General features: G+C 65.1%; 18 protein-coding genes and 1 tRNA gene. 9 read left to right on the top strand and 10 right to left on the bottom strand.

Annotation, left to right across the window (positions count from 1 at the left end; genetic code table 11):
• Window positions 1–580: 580 nt before the first annotated feature.
• Together F0Q45_RS16460 and F0Q45_RS16455 are read left to right on the top strand one after the other, a co-directional pair.
• The gene (locus F0Q45_RS16460) at window positions 581–1021 is read left to right on the top strand and encodes a hypothetical protein (protein WP_262491036.1); all 441 of its coding nucleotides are present in this window, start codon (window positions 581–583) and stop codon (window positions 1019–1021) included.
• Between the two features lie 102 nt (window positions 1022–1123).
• The gene (locus F0Q45_RS16455; RefSeq protein ID WP_149654954.1) at window positions 1124–2212 is read left to right on the top strand and encodes a DUF2330 domain-containing protein; all 1089 of its coding nucleotides are present in this window, start codon (window positions 1124–1126) and stop codon (window positions 2210–2212) included.
• A gap of 34 nt (window positions 2213–2246) precedes the next feature.
• Here the strand turns inward: F0Q45_RS16455 and F0Q45_RS16450 are convergent, their stop codons facing one another.
• The 4 genes from F0Q45_RS16450 to F0Q45_RS16435 form a co-directional block, all read right to left on the bottom strand.
• Entirely contained in the window at window positions 2247–2732 is a 486-nt protein-coding gene (locus tag F0Q45_RS16450; RefSeq protein ID WP_149654953.1) for an NUDIX domain-containing protein, read from the bottom strand.
• Between the two features lie 14 nt (window positions 2733–2746).
• On the bottom strand, window positions 2747–4108 hold the full coding sequence (locus F0Q45_RS16445) for a WS/DGAT/MGAT family O-acyltransferase (RefSeq protein ID WP_149654952.1): 1362 nt from the start codon (window positions 4106–4108) through the stop codon (window positions 2747–2749).
• A gap of 53 nt (window positions 4109–4161) precedes the next feature.
• The gene (locus F0Q45_RS16440; RefSeq protein WP_149654951.1) at window positions 4162–5241 is read right to left on the bottom strand and encodes an SDR family oxidoreductase; all 1080 of its coding nucleotides are present in this window, start codon (window positions 5239–5241) and stop codon (window positions 4162–4164) included.
• Window positions 5242–5483: 242 nt separating this feature from the next.
• Window positions 5484–7286, bottom strand: a complete 1803-nt coding sequence (locus tag F0Q45_RS16435; protein WP_149654950.1) for an AMP-dependent synthetase/ligase — start codon at window positions 7284–7286, stop codon at window positions 5484–5486.
• A 132-nt stretch (window positions 7287–7418) separates the two neighbouring features.
• Here F0Q45_RS16435 and F0Q45_RS16430 point away from each other — a divergent pair, with 132 nt between their 5' ends.
• A complete protein-coding gene (locus tag F0Q45_RS16430) occupies window positions 7419–8435 on the top strand; it encodes an AraC family transcriptional regulator (protein ID WP_149654949.1) in 1017 nt (338 codons plus the stop codon).
• A 23-nt stretch (window positions 8436–8458) separates the two neighbouring features.
• On the opposite strand, the gene F0Q45_RS16425 is transcribed toward F0Q45_RS16430, so the two are convergent.
• Entirely contained in the window at window positions 8459–9805 is a 1347-nt protein-coding gene (locus tag F0Q45_RS16425) for a WS/DGAT/MGAT family O-acyltransferase (protein WP_149654957.1), read from the bottom strand.
• A 387-nt stretch (window positions 9806–10192) separates the two neighbouring features.
• On the opposite strand from F0Q45_RS16425, the gene F0Q45_RS16420 reads away from it, so the two are divergent.
• Together F0Q45_RS16420 and F0Q45_RS16415 are read left to right on the top strand one after the other, a co-directional pair.
• Entirely contained in the window at window positions 10193–14122 is a 3930-nt protein-coding gene (locus F0Q45_RS16420; RefSeq protein WP_149654956.1) for a Pls/PosA family non-ribosomal peptide synthetase, read from the top strand.
• An 11-nt stretch (window positions 14123–14133) separates the two neighbouring features.
• Window positions 14134–15444, top strand: coding sequence for a M1 family metallopeptidase (locus F0Q45_RS16415; RefSeq protein WP_188112987.1), 1311 nt, complete (start codon window positions 14134–14136; stop codon window positions 15442–15444).
• 4 nt (window positions 15445–15448) lie between these two features.
• Here the strand turns inward: F0Q45_RS16415 and F0Q45_RS16410 are convergent, their stop codons facing one another.
• Together F0Q45_RS16410 and F0Q45_RS16405 are read right to left on the bottom strand one after the other, a co-directional pair.
• Entirely contained in the window at window positions 15449–15847 is a 399-nt protein-coding gene (locus F0Q45_RS16410) for a DUF2237 family protein (RefSeq protein WP_149654947.1), read from the bottom strand.
• 77 nt (window positions 15848–15924) lie between these two features.
• Complete coding sequence (locus F0Q45_RS16405; protein WP_149654946.1) at window positions 15925–16248, bottom strand: PE family protein; 324 nt, start codon at window positions 16246–16248, stop codon at window positions 15925–15927.
• 180 nt (window positions 16249–16428) lie between these two features.
• On the opposite strand from F0Q45_RS16405, the gene F0Q45_RS16400 reads away from it, so the two are divergent.
• The 3 genes from F0Q45_RS16400 to F0Q45_RS16390 all read left to right on the top strand — a co-directional run bounded on the left by F0Q45_RS16400 (window position 16429) and on the right by F0Q45_RS16390 (window position 17805).
• Window positions 16429–16812 carry a hypothetical protein gene (locus tag F0Q45_RS16400; RefSeq protein ID WP_149654945.1) on the top strand — a complete coding sequence of 128 codons (384 nt, stop codon included), beginning with the start codon at window positions 16429–16431 and terminating at the stop codon, window positions 16810–16812.
• A gap of 201 nt (window positions 16813–17013) precedes the next feature.
• Complete coding sequence (locus F0Q45_RS16395) at window positions 17014–17415, top strand: YbjQ family protein (RefSeq protein WP_149654944.1); 402 nt, start codon at window positions 17014–17016, stop codon at window positions 17413–17415.
• 30 nt (window positions 17416–17445) lie between these two features.
• Window positions 17446–17805 (top strand): hypothetical protein, encoded by a 360-nt coding sequence (locus F0Q45_RS16390; protein WP_149654943.1) that lies wholly within the window; start codon window positions 17446–17448, stop codon window positions 17803–17805.
• A 27-nt stretch (window positions 17806–17832) separates the two neighbouring features.
• On the opposite strand, the gene F0Q45_RS16385 is transcribed toward F0Q45_RS16390, so the two are convergent.
• From F0Q45_RS16385 to F0Q45_RS16375, 3 genes are all read right to left on the bottom strand, one after another.
• Window positions 17833–17919: transfer RNA gene (locus F0Q45_RS16385), tRNA-Ser, on the bottom strand.
• A gap of 29 nt (window positions 17920–17948) precedes the next feature.
• Window positions 17949–18407 carry a nucleoside deaminase gene (locus F0Q45_RS16380; RefSeq protein WP_149654942.1) on the bottom strand — a complete coding sequence of 153 codons (459 nt, stop codon included), beginning with the start codon at window positions 18405–18407 and terminating at the stop codon, window positions 17949–17951.
• A gap of 109 nt (window positions 18408–18516) precedes the next feature.
• Window positions 18517–19038, bottom strand: coding sequence for a tRNA adenosine deaminase-associated protein (locus F0Q45_RS16375; protein ID WP_149654941.1), 522 nt, complete (start codon window positions 19036–19038; stop codon window positions 18517–18519).
• Between the two features lie 133 nt (window positions 19039–19171).
• Between F0Q45_RS16375 and F0Q45_RS16370 the strand changes: the two genes are divergently transcribed.
• A partial coding sequence (locus tag F0Q45_RS16370) for a prephenate dehydrogenase/arogenate dehydrogenase family protein (protein WP_149654955.1) occupies window positions 19172–19560 on the top strand: 389 nt, incomplete at its 3' end.

Below are 19560 nucleotides of genomic sequence, written 5' to 3'. Positions count from 1 at the left end.
GGGCGTCCGCGGCGCCGACGCCCGACCTCGACGAGCTTGATCGTGCGCTTACCCGCTGGTTCGGCGTCACCTTGGCCTAACCTCAAGAACCGCTTGTCCCCCGGATGGGGGACCCCCATTGTCAGCCGTTCGTACTACCCGGAATTAGTCGCGAGATCCACCTGATCGGTGGATAACGCATGTGTGCCGTGTCGGGCATTGTGGTACGGCTGCGAATTTCGGCGCGGCACTTGAAATAGCGACAAAGGAGATACCTGATGAGCCATGAAGCCCTTTTCCAAGAGGCGGACGTCGCGTACTCGTGGGCAATCTTCGTGGTCGACGACGTCGACTCATAAGAACCCTGTCGGCTTCTAGGTCAATGCGATCGGAGGCCACGCCCAAAGGCGTGGTGTACAAGAACTCGATAGCCTGACCCGTTGGGCAGGCATTGCGGCGGTGGAAAATTCCGCCAATCTGAATACACCACGCCTCTGGCCGCAGCTGCACCGCACAACTGCCGCATGCGACCCCCGGATATCGGCGCGGCGCGCCTGGATGAGAACTTTCCGCTTCAGCAATCCGACAGCCTTAAGATGTCGTGATGCTGCACGTATCTTCACTGTTCGTTGCGGGCACCGCCACGCTCGACGAATACGGCGCGATCAATGCCACGCGCATTCCAATGACCTGGTTTCAGGTCGACCAAATCCCGCTCTGGGCAAAGCTTCCAGTCGTTCTGGTGGTGCATGCGACAGCAGGCTCGGACTATGACCCAGAACTCCACGTGGTGTGCAAAGATCCTGCCGGCGTGCCGCGCGGAACCCTCAAAGCCAGTTGGCACTGGCCCGACGATGGCGACAGACCCTCCAAGTACCGGTGCTTCACTCAAGAGCTTTCGTTTCCCATCGAGATCGGCGGTGAATACACCATCGGCGCCTATTACGACGAGCAGGGCAAGTTCGAGATATCCACGCCCATACCGATCTCCATCATCCTGGCCGCGCCGCCTTCAACCGACAGCGACGACCACAGCGCCTAGCACCCGCAGTACCGTTAGCGAACAGCCGGCCAGGCGTCACACTGCGGCTTAGTACGGTCGCGGCATGTGGTCACCGTCACAGGGCCGCGTAGCATCGGCGCTATGGCGGTGCTACGCGGGTGCCAGTTCCGGTCCGTCGCTTTTCTGCCGGCTTTTGTGCTGGCTATCGTGGCTGTGGGCGCCACCGCGCTGGCCGCGCCGACCCATGCTTGCGCGTGTGGTGCCGCAATCTCTCCCGGCGGCGCCCACGCCACCATGAATCATGAAGTCGCGCTAGTGCATTGGGATGGAACGACGGAGACCATCATCATGCAAGTCGCGATGGACGCGACGACGGACAACGTCGCGCTGGTGGTGCCCACCCCCACACCGGCGACCGTCACCGCGGGTGACAAAGCCACCTTTCTGGAGCTAGACGCGCTGACCGCACCCCAAATTCAGCATCGACGACATTGGGGCGTGGGGCTCGGTGCCAGTGCCCCCGCAGACCTCGACGCCGCAGCCGCCCGGGCCCCGGCCGTGGTCAATCAAGTGCACCTCGGGCCGCTAGCGGCCACCACTTTGGCCGGCGGTGACCTCGGCGGTCTGCAGGTCTGGTTAACCGACAACGGCTATGCCATCCGACCAGCGGTAGCTGCAGCGCTCGATCCCTACGTGCGCGAAGGTTGGGCGTTCGTCGCGATGCGGTTGACCAGTACAGCACCGATCGTGGGCGGTCTCAATCCGGTGCGGATGAGCTTTCGTTCGTCGCAGCTGGTCTATCCGATGCGACTTTCCGTTGCCGCGCCGGACCCCCAACATGTCGTCGTCTATACCTTGGCTGACCACCGGCAGCAACGCACCGACACAGACCGATCAGCGCAGACCACTCAAGTCCAGTTCGCCGGCAATCTTGCCGATGACGTCCGTGACCCGGTGTTGCGGGAATTGGTCGCAAACCATGGCTCCTACTTGACCAAGACCGTGGTTGATGTCAACGAGACCTCCCGCATCTCTACGGATTTCACGTTCGCCAACGCACCCAACGACGAGACGTACCGGCAAGTAGTGGTTGTCTACGACACCGTCGCCATCCCCATCGGAGTGCTGTTGCTCGCCGGCGCGCTGCTGGCTGTCGCTGTGGCGGCGGCGATTGCGCTCGTCGTGTTCCGGAGCCGATCCAAGGATCGGCGCAGCATTGCCACCAGGTAATTCTCGATCTGCCTCGGCAAGGTTTGGATACTGCTTACGAGCCCTCGGTTAAGCCTGCCACCGAAGGGTCTGCCATCAGCCGATCCAGGAAAGCGCGCTGTCCGGTAACCAGTTTGTCGCGCGCCTGCACCACCGGGAACCAACCGACCCGATCGACTTCCGGGAATTTCCGCACCCCTCCTGAGCCCTGAGGCCATTCCAGCTCGAAGGTGTTGCTGCGCACGTCGGTGAGGTCGAGGTTGGCGCGCACGGCGAAGGCGGTCACCACCTTGCCGCCCGGTTGTCTCGCCCGACCCAACTCAATTCGCGGCCCGTCCGGTACCGGCAACCCGAGCTCCTCGGAAAACTCTCGCTGCGCTGCCGCCCAGGGGTCCTCGTCGCCGGTGTACTCGCCCTTCGGGATCGACCACGCCCCGCCGTCTCTGCGTGCCCAGAACGGACCGCCGGGATGTGCGAGGAGAACCTCGACAACCCCGGCCGGCGCCCGATACACCAACAACCCGGCACTGCGCCTAGGCATGCGTCAGCGCCCTTTCAGACCCCGACGGCCTGTTCCAAATCCTTCAGCGACGCCTCCAGGTGCAGCAGCAGCCGCTGCAAGCTCGGCACGCTGCGCCGGCATCCGACTAGTCCGAAGTCAAGGCTGTCCGCGTTGGTCACCAGCGTGATGTTCAGCGCTTGGCCGTCGGGGATGTTGGACAGCGGATAGCCACCGTCGAGTCGGGCGCCCCCGTAGTACAACGGCTCTGAGCCTCCCGGCACGTTCGAAATGACGATGTTGAATGGCGGCGGCATGGTCGATAGGAAACCCGGAACACCGGCCAGCGTGAGCGGCGCCATGTTGAGCGCGGACAACGCGAGCACCTGCAACCGCGGCAATTCCGAGAGCACCTTCTTGTTGCCGCGCATCGACGCGCTGATGGTCTGGATCCGCTCCGCGGGGTCCTCGACGTTGGTGGCGAGGTTGCACAGAATGCTGCCCACTTGGTTGCCGCCGCTGTCGGCTTCCTCCTTCGAGCGCAGGCTCACCGGAACCATCGCGATTAGCGGGGTGCGTGGCAGCGCATCTTGCTCGATCAGGTAGTAGCGCAGCGCACCGGCGCACATGGCCAGGACTGCGTCGTTGACCGTTACTCCGGCAGCTTGTTTGACGGCCTTCACGCGCTCCAGCGACCAGGATTGCGCAGCACATCGGCGCGCTCCTCCGATCTTGACGTTGAACATTGTGTGCGGCGCCGCAAACGGCAGCGTCAGTTGCTGCTCGAACAGTGCGGCACGGGCCAGCTTCAACGTCGAAGGCGCAAGTCCCACAACCGATCCCGCTAGTTTGACCAGCGATCCCAACGGAGACGACGAACTGCCGGACTCCGGGCGCATCCGCCTCGGCAGGTTCCACATCGCCCGCACCTCGGTGTCGTTGGGGTCGGCCGACAAGGTGCGCTGCTGCAGCTTCATCGCCGACACCCCGTCGACCAGGGCGTGGTGCATCTTGGTGTACATGGCGAAGCGGCCGTCGCTCAGACCCTCTACCACGTGCAGTTCCCACAGTGGGCGGTAGCGGTCCAGCAGGCTGGTGTGCAGCCTCGAGGTCAGCTCGAGCAGGTCACGTACCCGCCCAGGCGACGGCAACGCCGAACGTCGCACGTGGTAGTCCACGTCGACCTCGTCGTCGTAGGCCCATGCCACCCGGGCGATTCCGCCCCCGATCGTCGCGGGATGTTTACGGAACGTCGGCTGAAATTCGTCGTTGGCAACCAAAGCCTCATAGAACTGGCGGACAAATTCCGGGCCGGCCCCCGGCGGCGGCTCGAACAACGACAAGCCTCCCACGTGCATGGGATGCTCTCGCGATTCGGCGAAGAGAAACATCGAGTCGGTGGGCATCATAAACTCCATGCAGCTATTACACACCCGCCTTTACGAGGTTGATGCGCCCCGGTTCGGTACTGCTAGAACATCGCCGCGGAACCGACTTCTGGATGACAACGCATGAACTGCACGAGCCGATCGACGTAGCTGGCGAACGGAGGTGGGCCGGTCACCGGGGCGTTGGCCAGGTCGGCACGGCAGTGATCGGTCAAATAGAAAGTGGGATGGGCGAAGTAGTCGACCGCCTCGGGCGGGATCCGCATGAGCCGGTAGACCCCGGGAACGTGGGCCAGGGCCGCCTTCGCCAGCTTGCGCGGCAGCCGGACCTTGACCAGCTCACGGCCGATCACCCGGGCCAGCACGGCTGTCATCTCGTCGACTGTTAGCGGCTGCGGATCGGCGAGATTGTAGGTGCGGCCTGCTGAAACGGACAGTCCGCTCAGATAGTTCACCGCGTCAACGACGAAGTCCCGCGGAACTACGTTGACCCGTGTCGTGGTGGGATCTCCCGCGACCGGCAAGATCGCGTACCTTGGCTGGCGTAACAGCCACTGCATGATGAAGTAAGGCCCGTCAAACTTCTGCGTCTCACCCGTGCGACTGTCACCGACGACAATAGCGGGTCGATAGATCGTTGCTGGCATCCCCGCCGACATCCGCCTGCGCACATCGGCCTCCGCGAGGTGCTTGGTCTCCTCGTAGAAATTGTTGAATGGCGCACCAACCTCCAGGTCGTCCTCACTGAACGGACCGGCATAGCGCCCGCTCACATAGCACGTGCTGAAGTAGTGCAGGCGGGTCAACTTCGGACAGTTTTCAAGTGCGTTCAGGACGTTGCGGGTGCCGTCTACGTTGATCCGCACGGCCACCTCACGAGCCACCGCCAAGTCATAGGCGGCAGCAAGGTGCCACGCCTCGGTGACCTCACTCAGGGTGGCCGCAGCCAGGCCCAGCCCCGGCTGGGTGATATCACCCTCGACGAGTTCAATGCGTCCGCGCAAAGACGGATCAGCAGAACTCAACTCAGCCACCCGCTGGTTTGCCAATGCGGCGAACTTGGACTGCACCAGGCAAATTGCCGTGCTGTCCGTGCGGGTGAGGATGCCCGGCAGTAACGCGCTGCCGAGAAAACCGGGAAACCCCGTCATCAATACGGTCATCGCCGCACTCCTGCCCAGTCTTGCAATACCGCTGTGGACCAGACGCTACCGATGAGCCGGGCTGTTGAGGCGGGTCTTTAGGCCCCGCGCTGGCGGCCATTGGTCCTCGGCGGGAGCAACGCGTCAGCCCGGCGACCCGATGGTTCGTACCAGCGCACCAACTCGTCCGGCAAAACGGTTGGTGGTTAAGCGAATCCGGTGGCACCGATCACCTCGGGAAAGTTGCGACACCGCCGCCGCGGTCAGCGCTTGGTGTACAGCGACTCGATCTCGTTGGCGAAGCGTTGTGCCACCACGTTGCGTTTCACCTTGAGCGTTGGGGTCAGCTCGCCGGTCAGGACGGTGAAGTCGATCGGCAGGATGCGGAATTTACGGATCGATTCCGCTTGGGAAACAACTGAATTCGCTTGACCGACGGCTTGATCGATCTCGCTGAGCAAGTCCGGATCGTCGATCAGATCCGCTACCGCCGCGCTGGCTTCTTTGCCGTGGTGCTGCTTCCACACGGCAAAGCCCTCGGGGTCGACCGCGATCAACGCACCCACAAACGGCCTGTTGTCCCCCACCACCATCGCCTGGCTGATCAAGGGGTGCGCCCGTAGCTGATCCTCCAGCACTGCCGGAGCCACGTTCTTGCCGCCCGCGGTCACGATAATCTCCTTCTTGCGGCCAACGATCGACAGGAAGCCGTCGTTGTCGATTGACCCGAGGTCGCCGGTGTGGAACCATCCGCCGACGATCGCCTCGGCGGTGGCCTTCTCGTTACGCCAATAGCCGTTGAACACCACGCCGCCGCGCACCAGCACCTCGCCGTCGTTGGCGATCGCCATGCTGTTGCCGGGCAACAACTTCCCGACGGTGCCGACCCGCTCTTCACCGACGCGGTTCACGGTGATCGCCGAGCTGGTCTCGGTCAGGCCGTAGCCCTCGTAGATGGTCAGCCCGATCCCGCGGTAGAAGTGACACAACCGCTTACCCAGCGGAGCACCCCCGGAGACCGCGGCATGGCAGTCACCGCCCAGCGCGGCACGTAGCTTGCCGTACACCAGCCGATCGAACAGGGCATGTCTGGTCCGCAGCAGCAGACCGGGACCGCCGGCGTCCTGCGCCGTGCTCCACTGGATCGCGGTACGAGCGGCCATGTCGAAAATCCTGCCCCGACCGCTGTCTTGTGCCCTTAACTCGGCTGTGTTGTAAACCTTTTCGAACACCCGCGGCACCGACACCACCAACGTTGGCTTGAAGGCGGCCAGCGTGGCCATCAGGTTCTTGATGTCGCTGGTGTAGCCGATGGTGACTTTGTTGGCGAACGCCGACATCGACAGCGCGCGTGCCAGCACATGCGCGAGCGGCAGAAAAACCAGCAGCCGCTCACCCTTACGCAGCTGGTCGGGAAAGCACGACGCCGCACCGCGCGTCTCGTACAACAAGTTGGAGTGGGACAGCTGACAACCTTTGGGGCGGCCCGTGGTACCGGAGGTGTAGATCAGCGTGGCCGGGTCGGCGGCCCGCAACGCCGCCAGCCGCTCGTCGAGCTGGCCGACGTCCACCGATTCACCGGCCGCGACCAGCTCCTTGAGTGCCGTCGGGCCGCTTGACTCGAGCTGCAAGACCTTGCGCAGGCTCGGTAATTCCGCGCTGAGGTCCTTGATCAAATGGGCATGCGCCTCGGTCTCGGCGATAGCCAGCACCGCGCCAGAGTCCTCCAGCACCCAGCGCACTTGCTCGGCCGAGGAGGTGTCGTAGATCGGGACGGTGACCGCGCCCACCGACAGGATCGCGTAGTCGAGGATCACCCACTCGTATCGGGTGGCCGACAGAATGGCTACTCGGTCGCCAGCTTTCACATTTTCGGCGATCAAGCCAAGCCCGGTGGCGCGGATCTGGTGGGCGGCCTGGGCGCAGGTCACATCCGTCCACACGCCGTCGACGAGGCGCTGAAAGATCACCTGGTCGGGGTCTTCGCGTTCGTGTACGTACACGCTGCCGGCGAGGTGGTCGTTTCCTGCGACCGTGAAATCTGCCGGGACGCTGAGTTCACGCATGATATGACTCCGATCAGAGGGGTCAGCGGTTGGCCCAACCCTGCAATCACCGACATTAGGCGACCGTCGGTGCCGACTGCACGCGGCTCGGGGTGCTTGACATGCCGCCACCGTCCGCAGAGTCTCAACGGCATGTCCGTGGTGCGCGGTACCGCGCTCTCGAACTACCCCAGCCTGGTCTCCGAATTGGGCGGCGACCCGGCCGCCTTGCTGCGTGCTACGGGCATCCGGGACCAAGATGTTGGCAACTACGACGCCTTCATTCCGATCCGGGCGACCATCAGGGCACTCGAGTCGGCCGCAGCAGACACCGCCACACCGGATTTCGGGCGGCGGCTGGCGCGACGACAAGGCATCGAGATTTTGGGGCCAGTCGGCGTCGCGGCCCGCACCGCCGCGACCGTGGCCGACGCGTTAGCGATCTTCACCACATTCATGGCGGCATACAGCCCGGTGATCGTTCTCTACATCAAGCCGCTTGTTGGCCGGCAACGATCGTTCATCGCCCTCGACTTGGCACTTGAGGAGCCAATTGCGTGTCCGCAGACGATGGAGCTGGCGCTGGGCGTCTCGCTCGGGGTATTCCGGCTGCTGATGGGCGCGCAGTACGCGGCGATGTCGGTGCATCTGCCGCACGACCCGCTGACGCCGAAGGCCAGCTATGCGAAGTACTTCGGGTGCACGCCGTCCTTCGCCGAACGCACCGCCGGTTTCACCGTGCGCGCCGCCGACCTGAGCCGCCCGTTACATCACGACGACCTCGCCCACCGCGCCGTCGTCGACTATCTCAGCAGCATCACCCCACTCGGTGCCGGGATCGTGGAATCGGTGCGCACTATCGTCCGCCAACTGTTGCCCACCGGTGCGGCGACGCTCGACGTGGTTGCCACCCAATTTCACCTGCACCCAAAGACGCTGCAGCGCAGACTCGGTGACCAGGCCACCAGTTTTGCCGCTGTGGTTGACGGGGTCCGTAAAAACACCGCCGACCGCTACCTGCGCACTACCGCCATGAGCCTGTCGCACCTGGCCCGTGAGCTGGGCTACGCCGAACAAAGCGTGCTCACCCGATCGTGCAAAAGGTGGTTCGGAATGGGCCCGGCAAGCTATCGCAACCTGACCCGCGGTCCTGCAACACCGCGGGCATGACCGGCCCACCTCGGCACAATCAATCAAAGGCCGACGGCGCGCTCCAACTCCTTCAACGACGTTTCCAGATGCCCGAGCAGGCGCTGCAGGTGCGGGACGCTACGGCGGCAGCCAACCAGCCCGAAGTCGAGACTGTCGGCGGTACTCGTCAGCGTGATGTTGAGCGCTTGCCCATCGAGCACCAGCGACATCGGGTAGTTGCCAACCAGCCGGGCGCCATTGCAGTATCTCGGCTCGTGCACGCCGGGCACATTCGAGATGCACACGTTGAACGGCGGCGGAGCCGCCCGGCCCAGGCCGGGCACAGTATTGAGCGCCGCCGGGCTCAGCAGCAGCAGCGACAACGCCAGCGCTTGTGCCCGCGGCAGCGGGGCAAGCACTTTCTTGTTGTCGCGCATCGAGGCGTGGATAGCGTCCAAGCGGTCCGCTGGATCGTCGAGGTGCGTTGCCAAGTTACACAACACCGCACCAACCATGTTGCCGCCTACCGCATCGTGTTCGCCGCGCAAGCTCACCGGGACCATCGCCACCAGTGGCGCGTCGGGCAATGCCTCTCTCTCGTCGAGATAGGCACGCAGGGCGCCCGCGCACATCGCCAACACGACGTCGTTAAGACTCACTCCTGCAGCGTCTTTGACCATCGCGACCCGGTCCAAGTCCCAGGACTGTGCCGCGCAGCGCCGCGCGCCCCCGACGGCAACGTTGAGTATGGTGCGAGGCGTCCCGAAGGGCAGCGTCAGTCGTTGTTGCAGCAACGCTGCATGGGCCAGCCGCAGCGTCGAGGGGGCCAGCCCGGCAACGGATCCCAGCATCTCACCGATTTGATGCAGGCGGCCACGGCGGTCACGACCACGCAGCGAACGCGAAGTCGCCGGCGACCAGGCCGCACGGAAGGCGTCGTGCGGGTCGACCTGGAGTGACTGCCGCATCAGGGCAAGCCCGGATACGCCGTCGATCAGTGCGTGGTGCATCTTCGAATAGACGGCAAAACGTCCATCTTTGAGTCCCTCGATCACGTGTGTTTCCCACAGCGGACGGTGCCGGTCGAGCAGATTGGCGTGCAGCCTCGAGGTCAGCTCGAGCAACTCGCGCACCCGGCCGGGGGCAGGCAAGGCCGACCGCCGCACGTGGTAACTGAGGTCGACGTCGCGGTCGATCGACCAACCGAGGTTGGTGATCGCACCGGACAACGTCCTGGGGCGGCGACGGAATAGCGGCGCTATGTCCTGGCATGCGAGCATCGCTTGATGGGTCTCGCGCACGAATGCCCGTCCCGCGCCTGCGGGCGGCTGGAATAGCTGCAACGCGCCGACGTGTAGTGGGTGCTCGCGCGACTCCGCTGCCAGGAATAGCGCGTCGACCGGTGACATCAGTTCCATCGTGTGCTCCTCACAATGCTTGGGCCGCCCAACCGGCGTCGGCCGTCCGACCAGTTCGGGTCTGGTAGCGGTTGGCGATGGAGCGAACCGCAAGTGGTCATCGTCGACCAGGCCCGCGCGCAGCACCTTTCCGTCTGCGCGGGATGCCCTCGTGGACGAACTGGGCCGGAAGCTCCGCCTACCCACTGTGCACCAACACCCCCCGGGCCAGTCTTGACAATAGGAGACAATTATTTGACATTTCAGGACACCAATTTCGCGGCCGGCTCAACGGGCGCTGACGAGATGCCGCACCGAGATTGCCATGACGGCCCTAGCTTTGGTCTCGCCCACGGCCCTAGCGGCACTCTGGACGCCCATCGCGTGGGTAGGGTTCCTATGGTGGTGACGCCTAAGATTCCCGCACATTATCTGCTGTCGGCTGCCGCACCGCAGCCGCGCACCCTGATCGACATCATCTACGACACCGCGGCCCGCTACCCGGACGCCGCGGCGATCGACGACGGCGCCGCGCAGCTTACCTACAGCGAGCTGATCGACGATATGACGGCCGGCGTGGCCTGGCTGGCCTCCCGGGGTGTCGGCCGCGGCGACCGGATCGGCATCCGGATGCCCTCGGGCAGCTATTCGTTGTATGTGGCGATCCTGGCCGTTCTGGCCACCGGCGCGGCATACGTGCCGGTAGACGCCGACGATCCCGACGAACGAGCCGAATTGGTCTTTCGGGAGGCCGATGTCGTCGCGATCATCACCGAGTCCGGCATCGAACGAACGCTGGGCGCCTCGCGTGGCTGGCGAGCCGGAGCGCCGCTGCTGCGCGACGACGCATGGATCATCTTCACGTCCGGATCGACCGGCACACCCAAAGGCGTTGCGGTCACTCACCGCAGCGCAGCCGCGTTCGTCGACGCTGAGGCACGAATGTTTCTACAGGACAACCCTATTGGGCCGGGCGATCGGGTACTGGCCGGGTTGTCGGTGGCATTCGACGCATCGTGCGAGGAGATGTGGCTGGCCTGGCGCCACGGTGCTTGCCTGGTGCCGGCGCCACGATCGCTGGTGCGCAGTGGGATGGACCTGGGTCCGTGGTTGGTAACGCGCGACGTGACGGTGGTCTCCACGGTGCCGTCGTTAGCTGCGCTGTGGCCGGCAGAAGCGTTGGAGGCGGTGCGGCTGTTGATCTTTGGCGGGGAGTCCTGCCCGGCCGAGCTCGCCGAGCGGCTCGCCGTGGACGGGCGCGAAGTGTGGAACACCTACGGCCCGACCGAGGCCACTGTGGTCGCGTGCGCCGCCAGACTCGACGGCGCCGCACCGATCAGCATCGGACTGCCGCTGGCAGGCTGGGACCTGGCCGTCGTGAGCACCGACGGTCAGCCGGTCGGCTACGGCGAAGTCGGTGAGTTGGTGATCGGCGGAGTAGGGCTGGCTCGCTACCTGGACAAGGATAAAGACTCCGAAAAGTACGCCCCCATGCCGACATTGGGCTGGCCGCGCGCCTACCGCAGCGGTGATTTGGTCCGGCTGGAACGCGACGGGTTGTATTTCTGCGGACGCAGCGACGACCAGGTCAAGGTCGGCGGCCGACGTATCGAGTTGGGTGAGGTGGATTCGGCGCTGGTTGAGCTACCAGGGGTCAGCGGAGGCGCGGCCGCGGTGCGGCGTACCGCCAGCGGCACACCGGTGTTGGTCGGTTATGTCGTCAGTGCCGATCCGTCGTTCGACATCGCGAAGGCACGCCGGCAACTCGCCGAGCAGCTACCCGCGGCACTGGTACCGCGACTGGTGCACATCGCGGAGCTGCCGACGCGCACATCGGGCAAAGTTGATCGGGACGCGCTGCCCTGGCCCCCGCCCGGCGACACCGACACCGACGAGGCGACCGACCTGGCCGGCACGGCGGGGTGGCTGGCCAGGTTGTGGCGCGAGCTGCTGGGCGCCACTATTTCCGGTGCTAAGGCGGGTTTGGAAGCAGACTTCTTTGCGCTCGGCGGCGGCTCGCTGGCCGCCGCGCAGCTCGTCGCGACGTTGCGGCACCAGTATCCGCAGCTCACCGTCGCCGACCTCTATGACCATCCGCGCCTGGGATCGCTCGCCGGGTTTCTCGACGACCTCGAGCCGCCGCCGCAGGTGACCGAACGCGTAGTGCCGCCCACTCCCCGGCTGAGCCAACTGGCCCAGCTGGCCTTGGCGCTACCACTGGCAACACTGGCAGCGCTGCAATGGGTCAGCTGGCTGGCAGTGGGCAACAACATCGCCCGCGCCCTGCACGTGGTGCCGTGGACCGTGGCGGTCAACTGGTGGGTGGTGGCCACCGCGTTCGTCGTGTTCGTCACGCCGGTCGGACGGATGGGCCTCGCGGTCATCTTTGCCCGCGTCGTGCTGCGCAACGTCACTCCGGGCGCCTACCGCCGCGGCGGATGGGTGCACCTGCGGGTGTGGTTCGCCGAGCGGCTGGCCGCGGCCAGCGGCGCCGAGAACCTCGCGGGGGCGCCGTGGTTGGTGTATTACGCCCGCGCACTCGGCGCCGAGATCGGCAAGGGGGTGGATCTGCATTCGATGCCGCCGGTCACCGGGCTGCTCACGGTTGGGCACCGCAGCGCGATCGAAACCGAAGTAGACCTGCGGGGGCATTGGATCGACGGCGACACGTTCCATGTCGGAGCGATCACAATCGGCAACGACGCGACCATCGGTACCCGAACCACACTGCTGCCCGGCGCGGTCGTCGGGAAAAATGCCGACGTGGCTCCCGGTTCGGGGGTGCTGGACAAGATCAAGAACGGCCAGTACTGGAAGGGCTCGCCCGCAGTGAAGTCGGGCAAGGCGCGCCACCCCTGGCCTGACGAGCGGCCGGCACGCCGCTCACACTGGGTTGCGGTATACGGAGTTGCGTCGCTGCTGCTGGCCGCTCTTCCGCTGCTGGCCGCAGCGACGGGCCTGGCGGTGATCGTAGCGGCCGTTCACCATACCCGCAGCCTCCCGCAAGCAGTGCTGCCCGCCTTGCTGTGCACACCGGTAGCGGCGCTGGCGGGGCTCGCGGTGTACGCGCTGCTCACGGTGATAGCGGTACGGGTGCTGTCGATCGGCTTGCGCGCGGGTTACCACCCGGTGCGCAGCCGGACCGGCTGGCAGCTGTGGATGACAGAACGGCTCATGGATGCCGCGCGGCACTACCTGTTCCCGCTGTATGCCAGTCTGCTGACACCGATCTGGTTGCGCATCTTGGGAGCCCGCGTCGGGCGCGGCACCGAGATCTCCACCGCGTTGTTGATCCCCACGTTCACCGTGATCGAGGACGGCGCGTTTCTCGCCGACGACACCATGGTCGCCTCGTACGAGCTGGGTGGTGGCTGGATCTACGCGGCGCCGACAACGGTCGGCCGGCGGGCGTTCCTAGGCAACTCGGGGATCACCCAGCCGGGACGCCGCGTCCCCGACGACGGTCTCGTGGCGGTACTCTCAGCGACCCCACCGAAGGCCAAGCGCGGCTCCTCCTGGTTAGGTAGCCCGCCGATGCGGCTGCGGCGCCGTCCCGCGGAGGCAGACGCCGAAACCACCTATGCCCCGCCGCTGCGATTGAAGGTGACGCGGGCCGCGGTGGAAATGTGGCGGCTGGTACCGGTGATGGTGACGGTCATGATCGGCCTGGCGGTGTTGGGTGCGCTGCAGGCGCTGATGTTGAGATACGGGATCTGGTGGGCGGCGCTGGGCAGCGGACCGGTCATGCTGGCCGCGGGTGCGATCGCCGGCGTGGTCACCATCACGGCGAAATGGCTTGTGATTGGCAGGATCAAGGCGAGTGAGTACCCCTTGTGGTCATCGTTTGTGTGGCGCAACGAGCTGGCAGATACGTTCGTCGAAACCGTCGCGGCGCCGTGGTTCGCCCGCGCGGCCAGCGGAACGCCCGTATTGAACCTGTGGCTACGTGGCATGGGCGCTCGAGTCGGCCGTGGCACCTGGTGTGAAAGCTATTGGCTGCCGGAGGCCGACCTCGTGACCCTCGGGGAGGGCTGCACTGTCAACCGTGGTTGCGTCGTTCAGACGCATCTGTTTCACGACCGGATCATGCGGATGGACAGCGTCGTCCTGGAACCCGGGTCCACCCTGGGTCCGCATTGTGTCGCGCTGCCCGCCGCCCGCTTGGGCGCCGGAGCGACCGTCGGCCCGGCGTCACTCGTGGTACGTGGCGACGAGGTGCCAGGCTCGACACACTGGCAGGGAAATCCGATCCGGCCGTGGGAGATTCGCCGCAAGAAGTCAAGCGGCGACAAGCCATCCGAGACAGACCTCAAGGATGCTGCGGCGTGAGAGCACCAGCAATGGCGGCCAGACGGGCTGCTGAGGACGTCGATCCCTACCTGCCGCAAAACGGCAACTTCGGTTACTGGGTGTCCCGCTACGAACTGGACCTACAGTACAAGGTGGCGATCAACCGGCTGTCGGGAACGGCCCTGATCACCGCGGTGACCCTCATCGAGTTGCAGGAGTTCAGCCTGGATCTTTCCGATGCGCTGAAGGCGTCGAAGATCCTGGTCAACGGCAAGCGCGTTGCTCACTTTGCCCACCGCAACGGTAAGTTGCGCATCACGTTGGCGGCCAAGCTGGCGACCGGGGCCGCACTGTCAGTCGTCGTGCACTACAACGGCGCACCTCGGCCGGTCAAAACACTGTGGGGCGATGTCGGTTTCGAGGAACTGACCGACGGCGCGCTGGTCGCCGGGCAACCCAACGGCGCCGCGTCGTGGTTTCCCTGCAACGACCACCCCAGCGCCAAGGCTGCCTTTCATATCCGGATCAGCACCGAAAGCCGGTACCGGGTGATCGCCAACGGCAAGCTGGTGTCGCGGCGCGCGCGGGCGTCGCAGACCGTGTGGACCTACGAACAACCCGAACCAACCTCGACCTACCTCATGACGGTGCAGATCGGCGGGTACGAGATGACGCGGCTAGCTAGGACGCCGGTGCCGATACGGGCCGCGCTGCCGCGGCGGCTGAGGGCCAAGTTCGATCACGATTTCGCCCGTCAACCGCAGATGATGACGTTGTTCATCGAACTGTTTGGGCGCTACCCGTTGGCGAACGGGTACACCGTCGTCATCACCGCTGATCCCCTGGACATACCTCTTGAGGCCCAAGGAATTTCGATCTTTGGAGCTAACCACTGCGACGGCACGCGGGCCAGTGAACGGCTCGTCGCGCACGAACTGGCACATCAATGGTTCGGCAACAGTGTGACCGCACGGCAATGGCGCGACATCTGGCTGCACGAAGGATTCGCCAGCTACGCCGAGTGGTTGTGGTCGGAGCAAAGTGGCGGCCCCAGTGCCGACGAACTCGCCGGTCAGCACCACGAACAGCTGCGGGCACAGCCGCAAGATCTGCTGCTCACCGACCCCGGACCGCGACTGATGTTCGACGACCGCGTGTACAAGCGGGGCGCGCTGACCCTGCATGCCCTGCGCCGGCGGTTGGGTGACGAGAAATTCTTTGCCCTACTGAGGGATTGGACTGAGCGCTATCGCCATGGCACTGCCGTCACCGGCGACTTCACCGGCCTTGCCGCGAACTACTCCGAGGAATCGCTGCGGCCACTGTGGGATGCCTGGCTGTACAACACCGAGGTGCCTTGACGCGCTAGAGGCTGGTCAAGTCGTCGGGCACGTCGACGGAGTGTTCCTGCAGCGTAGCCAGCGGCACTACCTCAAGGGTGCGCTCGTGAGTAGCGGCCAGCACAACTGGGGCAGGGCAGCCGTCCTGGTGGGCCCGCAGCCAGTTCACTGCGGTCACACACCAGCGGTCGCCGGGCAGCAATCCCGGGAAACGGTATTCCGGCACGGGCGTCGACAGGTCGTTGCCGATTGACCGCTGGTGTTGCAGAAATTCGGCGGTCACCACGGCGCAAATCGTGTGCCGGCCCAGATCTTCGGGACCGGTGGAACAGCAGCCATCTCGGTAGAAGCCAGTGAGCGGGTCGGTACCGCATGGTTGCAACGGACCACCCAGCACATTGCGGTCAGGCTGGCGCTCAGGCATGTGCCCAGTATCGCGCGTTTGCGTCGGAGAATTGCCGCGGCCAGGACCTGTATGCGTGCTAAGGATTACGCGCCGCGTCACCGGATGCTGGGCGGCGATCCAACGCCGAAGAAACTGTCGGCCGCGGCCCCATCCATGTCCGAGTACATCCGGGCAATCTCGCTAAACGCCTTGCCGGCCTGCTGCAGCTCTTCTTGCGCTGCTTGATTGAGGGCCAGCAGCTGGGCGGCCTCGGCGGTGAACGCCGCTACTGCCTGGGCCGAGACTTCCTCAGCCCCCGCAGGCACCAGGGACATCAGCGACGTCGCCGCTATCGCACCAGCCGCAAGACCCTGGAAGGCATTGTCGGCAACCTGGCGACCGACGTCGGCGGCTGCCGGATCAATAGACATGGGCTGCATGGGTGTCTCCTGTATTGCGCCGGTCCGTGCGGGCACCGCCCAGGCATACCAGCCGTGAACGTTGTCGGAAGTTATTGTATTAGTGCCATACAGTTTTCGTATGCAAAATCGGAAAGATAAGTGTCGGCGGCAGGCAATAGCATTCCGCGGGTTTGCTGACAACGTGTAAGGTTCAGCGGCGTGATACTTACGGGCGCCTTCTTGGCCGACGCGGCTGCAGTGGTAGATAACAAGCTCAATGTGCAGGGCGGCGTGCTGTCCCGCTTTGCGGTCGGGCCTGATCGGCTGGCTCGCTTCGTGCTGGTGGTGCTGACGCAGTCAGAGCCAGGTGATTCCGACCGGAAACTCAATGTCGAGGCGAGGCCCCCGGGTGAGGGTGACCCGATCAGTCTGCAGTTTGAAGTGCCCGACGCGGCGGTAGCCGAGTTTCCCGGTTTTGCCTTCTTCGAGATCCAGCTGCGCTTTCCTGGAGACGGTCGTTGGGTGCTTGTGGTGACTGCCGACACCGGAGCGATCTCACTTCCGATACTGGTCAGCGAGATGGCACCAACGTTCGGCTTCTGACACGGGCGCGGGACAGCTGATCGCCGGTCGGTAACACGCTAACGTTACCGGGGTCGCCGTTGGCCTTCAGGCGCAGTCCGAGGCCCGACGGTGCAGTGGTCTGCTGCCACTGAACGCCACGCTGGTGCGCCACTAGTGGCGTCGGGGCGGTAGCCTGCACCGGGAACCAGGCTGTCGCTAGCCCTGCAGAAAGGTTGTCCGGTGCTCGTTGTCACTACCAATGACCTTCCCGGTTGGGAGATCCAGCGCGTGTGTGGCGAAGTCTTCGGACTGACCGTCCGATCACTAAATGCCTTCTCCCAGATAGGCGCTGGGTTCAAATCGATGTTTGGTGGCGAGCTGCAGGGCATGACCAAGAATCTCGCAGAGAGCCGCAACGAGGCGATGGCCCGGCTGATCAACGAAGCACGTGCCAAAGGCGGCAACGCGATCATCGGGATGCGCTTCGACACTACCGAGCTCGGCGACGTGTGGACCGAGATCTGCGCCTATGGCACCGCGGTGCAGGCCCTCCCGGTTACCGAAGGCGCTCGCTACACCGCGTCCCAGCTCGGTTACGGTGGTACGCCGCAGCCACAACAGCAGCCCTACGGCACGGGCTGAGCCTCATGGGACAGCGATAGGTTCGGCAGGATGATTGTGGGGGCTTTCCTGGCCGAAGCGGCATCGGCGGTGAACAACAAACTCAACGTCTCAGGCGGAGTGTTGTTCAGATACGCCGTCGATGCCGACCGATTAGCCCGATGCCTCCTCGTTGTGCTGACTCAGACCGAGACCGGCAATCCGGACCGGCGGGTGGACGTCGAGATCTGGCCTCCAACGGATGACGAGCCGCTCCTCATGCCGTTCGAGTTGCCGGAGGCGGCGATTAGTGCCGAGGTCGGGTTCGCGATCTTCGAAATCGAGGTCAAGCTGCCCGTCGATGGCCGCTGGGTAATTGTGGTGACGGGCGGCGCGGGCGCGATTTCACTTCCGTTGCTGGTAAGTGGCTGACGGACTCGTCTGGCCCGACACATTCGGCGGTGGCGGAGGGATTTGAACCCTCGGACGGTGTTAGCCGTCACACGCTTTCGAGGCGTGCTCCTTAGGCCGCTCGGACACGCCACCGCCGAGCAGCTTACCGAACCGAGAGCCGGTCACCCCAATCGCTGGCGGGCGAAGAAGTCTTCCAGCGGCGCGGCGCAGTCCTGCGCCAGCAGCCCGCCACGTACCTGTGGGCGATGGTTGAGGCGACGGTCACGGACCACGTCCCACAACGAGCCGACTGCCCCGGTCTTGGGTTCCCAGGCGCCGAACACTAAGCGAGCAACGCGGGCTAGGACCAGAGCGCCCGCGCACATGGTGCACGGCTCGACAGTGACCGCCAGCGTGGTCCCCTCCAGCCGCCACCCGTCGCCGAGCACCGCCGCCGCAGCCCGCAGCGCCAGGATTTCGGCGTGCGCCGTCGGATCCCCCAGCGCTTCGCGGGCATTGACCGCCCTGGCCAGTTCGGTCCCGTCGGCATCAACGACCACCGCGCCGATCGGCACATCACGCGGACCAGCGCTGACGGCAACCGCCAAGGCGGCACGGATCAGATCTTCGTCAGCGGTCACGGTGCGCCCGGCGCCGCCGCGCTTCCGGTCACCGACCCGGTCTGATGGCGGCGACCCGTCCCCCGCAAGCGGGCGGTACCCCCAGCGCCCGGCGCCGCCGCGCTTCCGGTCACCGACCGAGACGGTCGATCACCGCCGAAAGCTGATCGGCGAAGCCCATCTCGCGGGCGATGCGCCCAAGCTGCTCGTCGGCGTAGAGATCAGTCTCATCGAGGATGACACCCAACACCGCTTCGGGTAGCCCGACGTCGGACAACAAGCTGAGGTCGCCCTCTTCGAAAGGGTCGGCATCCTCGAGGTCATCGGGATCGAGCTCGGCGTCTAGACTGTCCAGCACCTCGGCGGCGATGTCGTAGTCGAGCGCCGCGGTGGCGTCGGATAACAACAAGCGGGTGCCCGCAGGCGCCGGACGCACGATAATGAAAAACTCGTCGTCAATATCCAGGAGCCCGAAGACGGCCCCGGAGCTGCGCAGTTCCCGGAGTTCGGTCTCGGCCGCGGACAGACTGGTCAGCGCTTTGGGACCCATGGCTGCGCAGCGCCACTTGCCCTCTTCACGTACGACGGCGACGCCGAAACCGTCCGGTGCGTCGGCGGCAGGGCCTTGGGCTGAGGCCCGTTGTGCTCCCATGGGCGCTTACGGTAGTCGTTGACCAGGCCTGTGGCCAGACAAGCCCAGCCCCGGCGGTGGCCGGCGACCGCACGTGCAAGCACGCGCTAACCCGTACAAGTGTGCCAACCTTAGGGTTGTGCAGAGGAAACCCGTGTGCGTGCTCGGGCTGGGACTGATCGGTGGTTCGATCATGCGGGCCACCGCCGCGGCAGGCCGTGATGTCTTCGGCTACAACCGATCGGTAGAGGGAGCCCACGGCGCCCAGTCAGAAGGGTACGACGCCAGCACCGATCTCGCCGCGACACTGGCCCGGGCCGCTGACATTCAAGCGTTGATTGTGCTGGCCGTGCCGATGCCAGCTTTGCCCAATATGCTCGCCCACATTCGCGAGTCTGCCCCCACCTGTCCGCTGACAGACGTCACCAGCGTCAAGTGCGCCGTGCTCGACGAAGTCACCGCCGCCGGTCTGCGGGCTAGCTTCGTCGGCGGCCACCCGATGACCGGCACTGCGCACTCGGGTTGGACGGCCGGCCACGGCGG

It is taken from the genome of Mycobacterium simiae (assembly GCF_008370645.1).
GTDB classification, from domain to species: Bacteria; Actinomycetota; Actinomycetes; order Mycobacteriales; family Mycobacteriaceae; genus Mycobacterium; species Mycobacterium simiae_A.
Note: the sequence above shows the minus strand (reverse complement) of the source record. Positions and strands in the feature narration are given on the sequence as shown.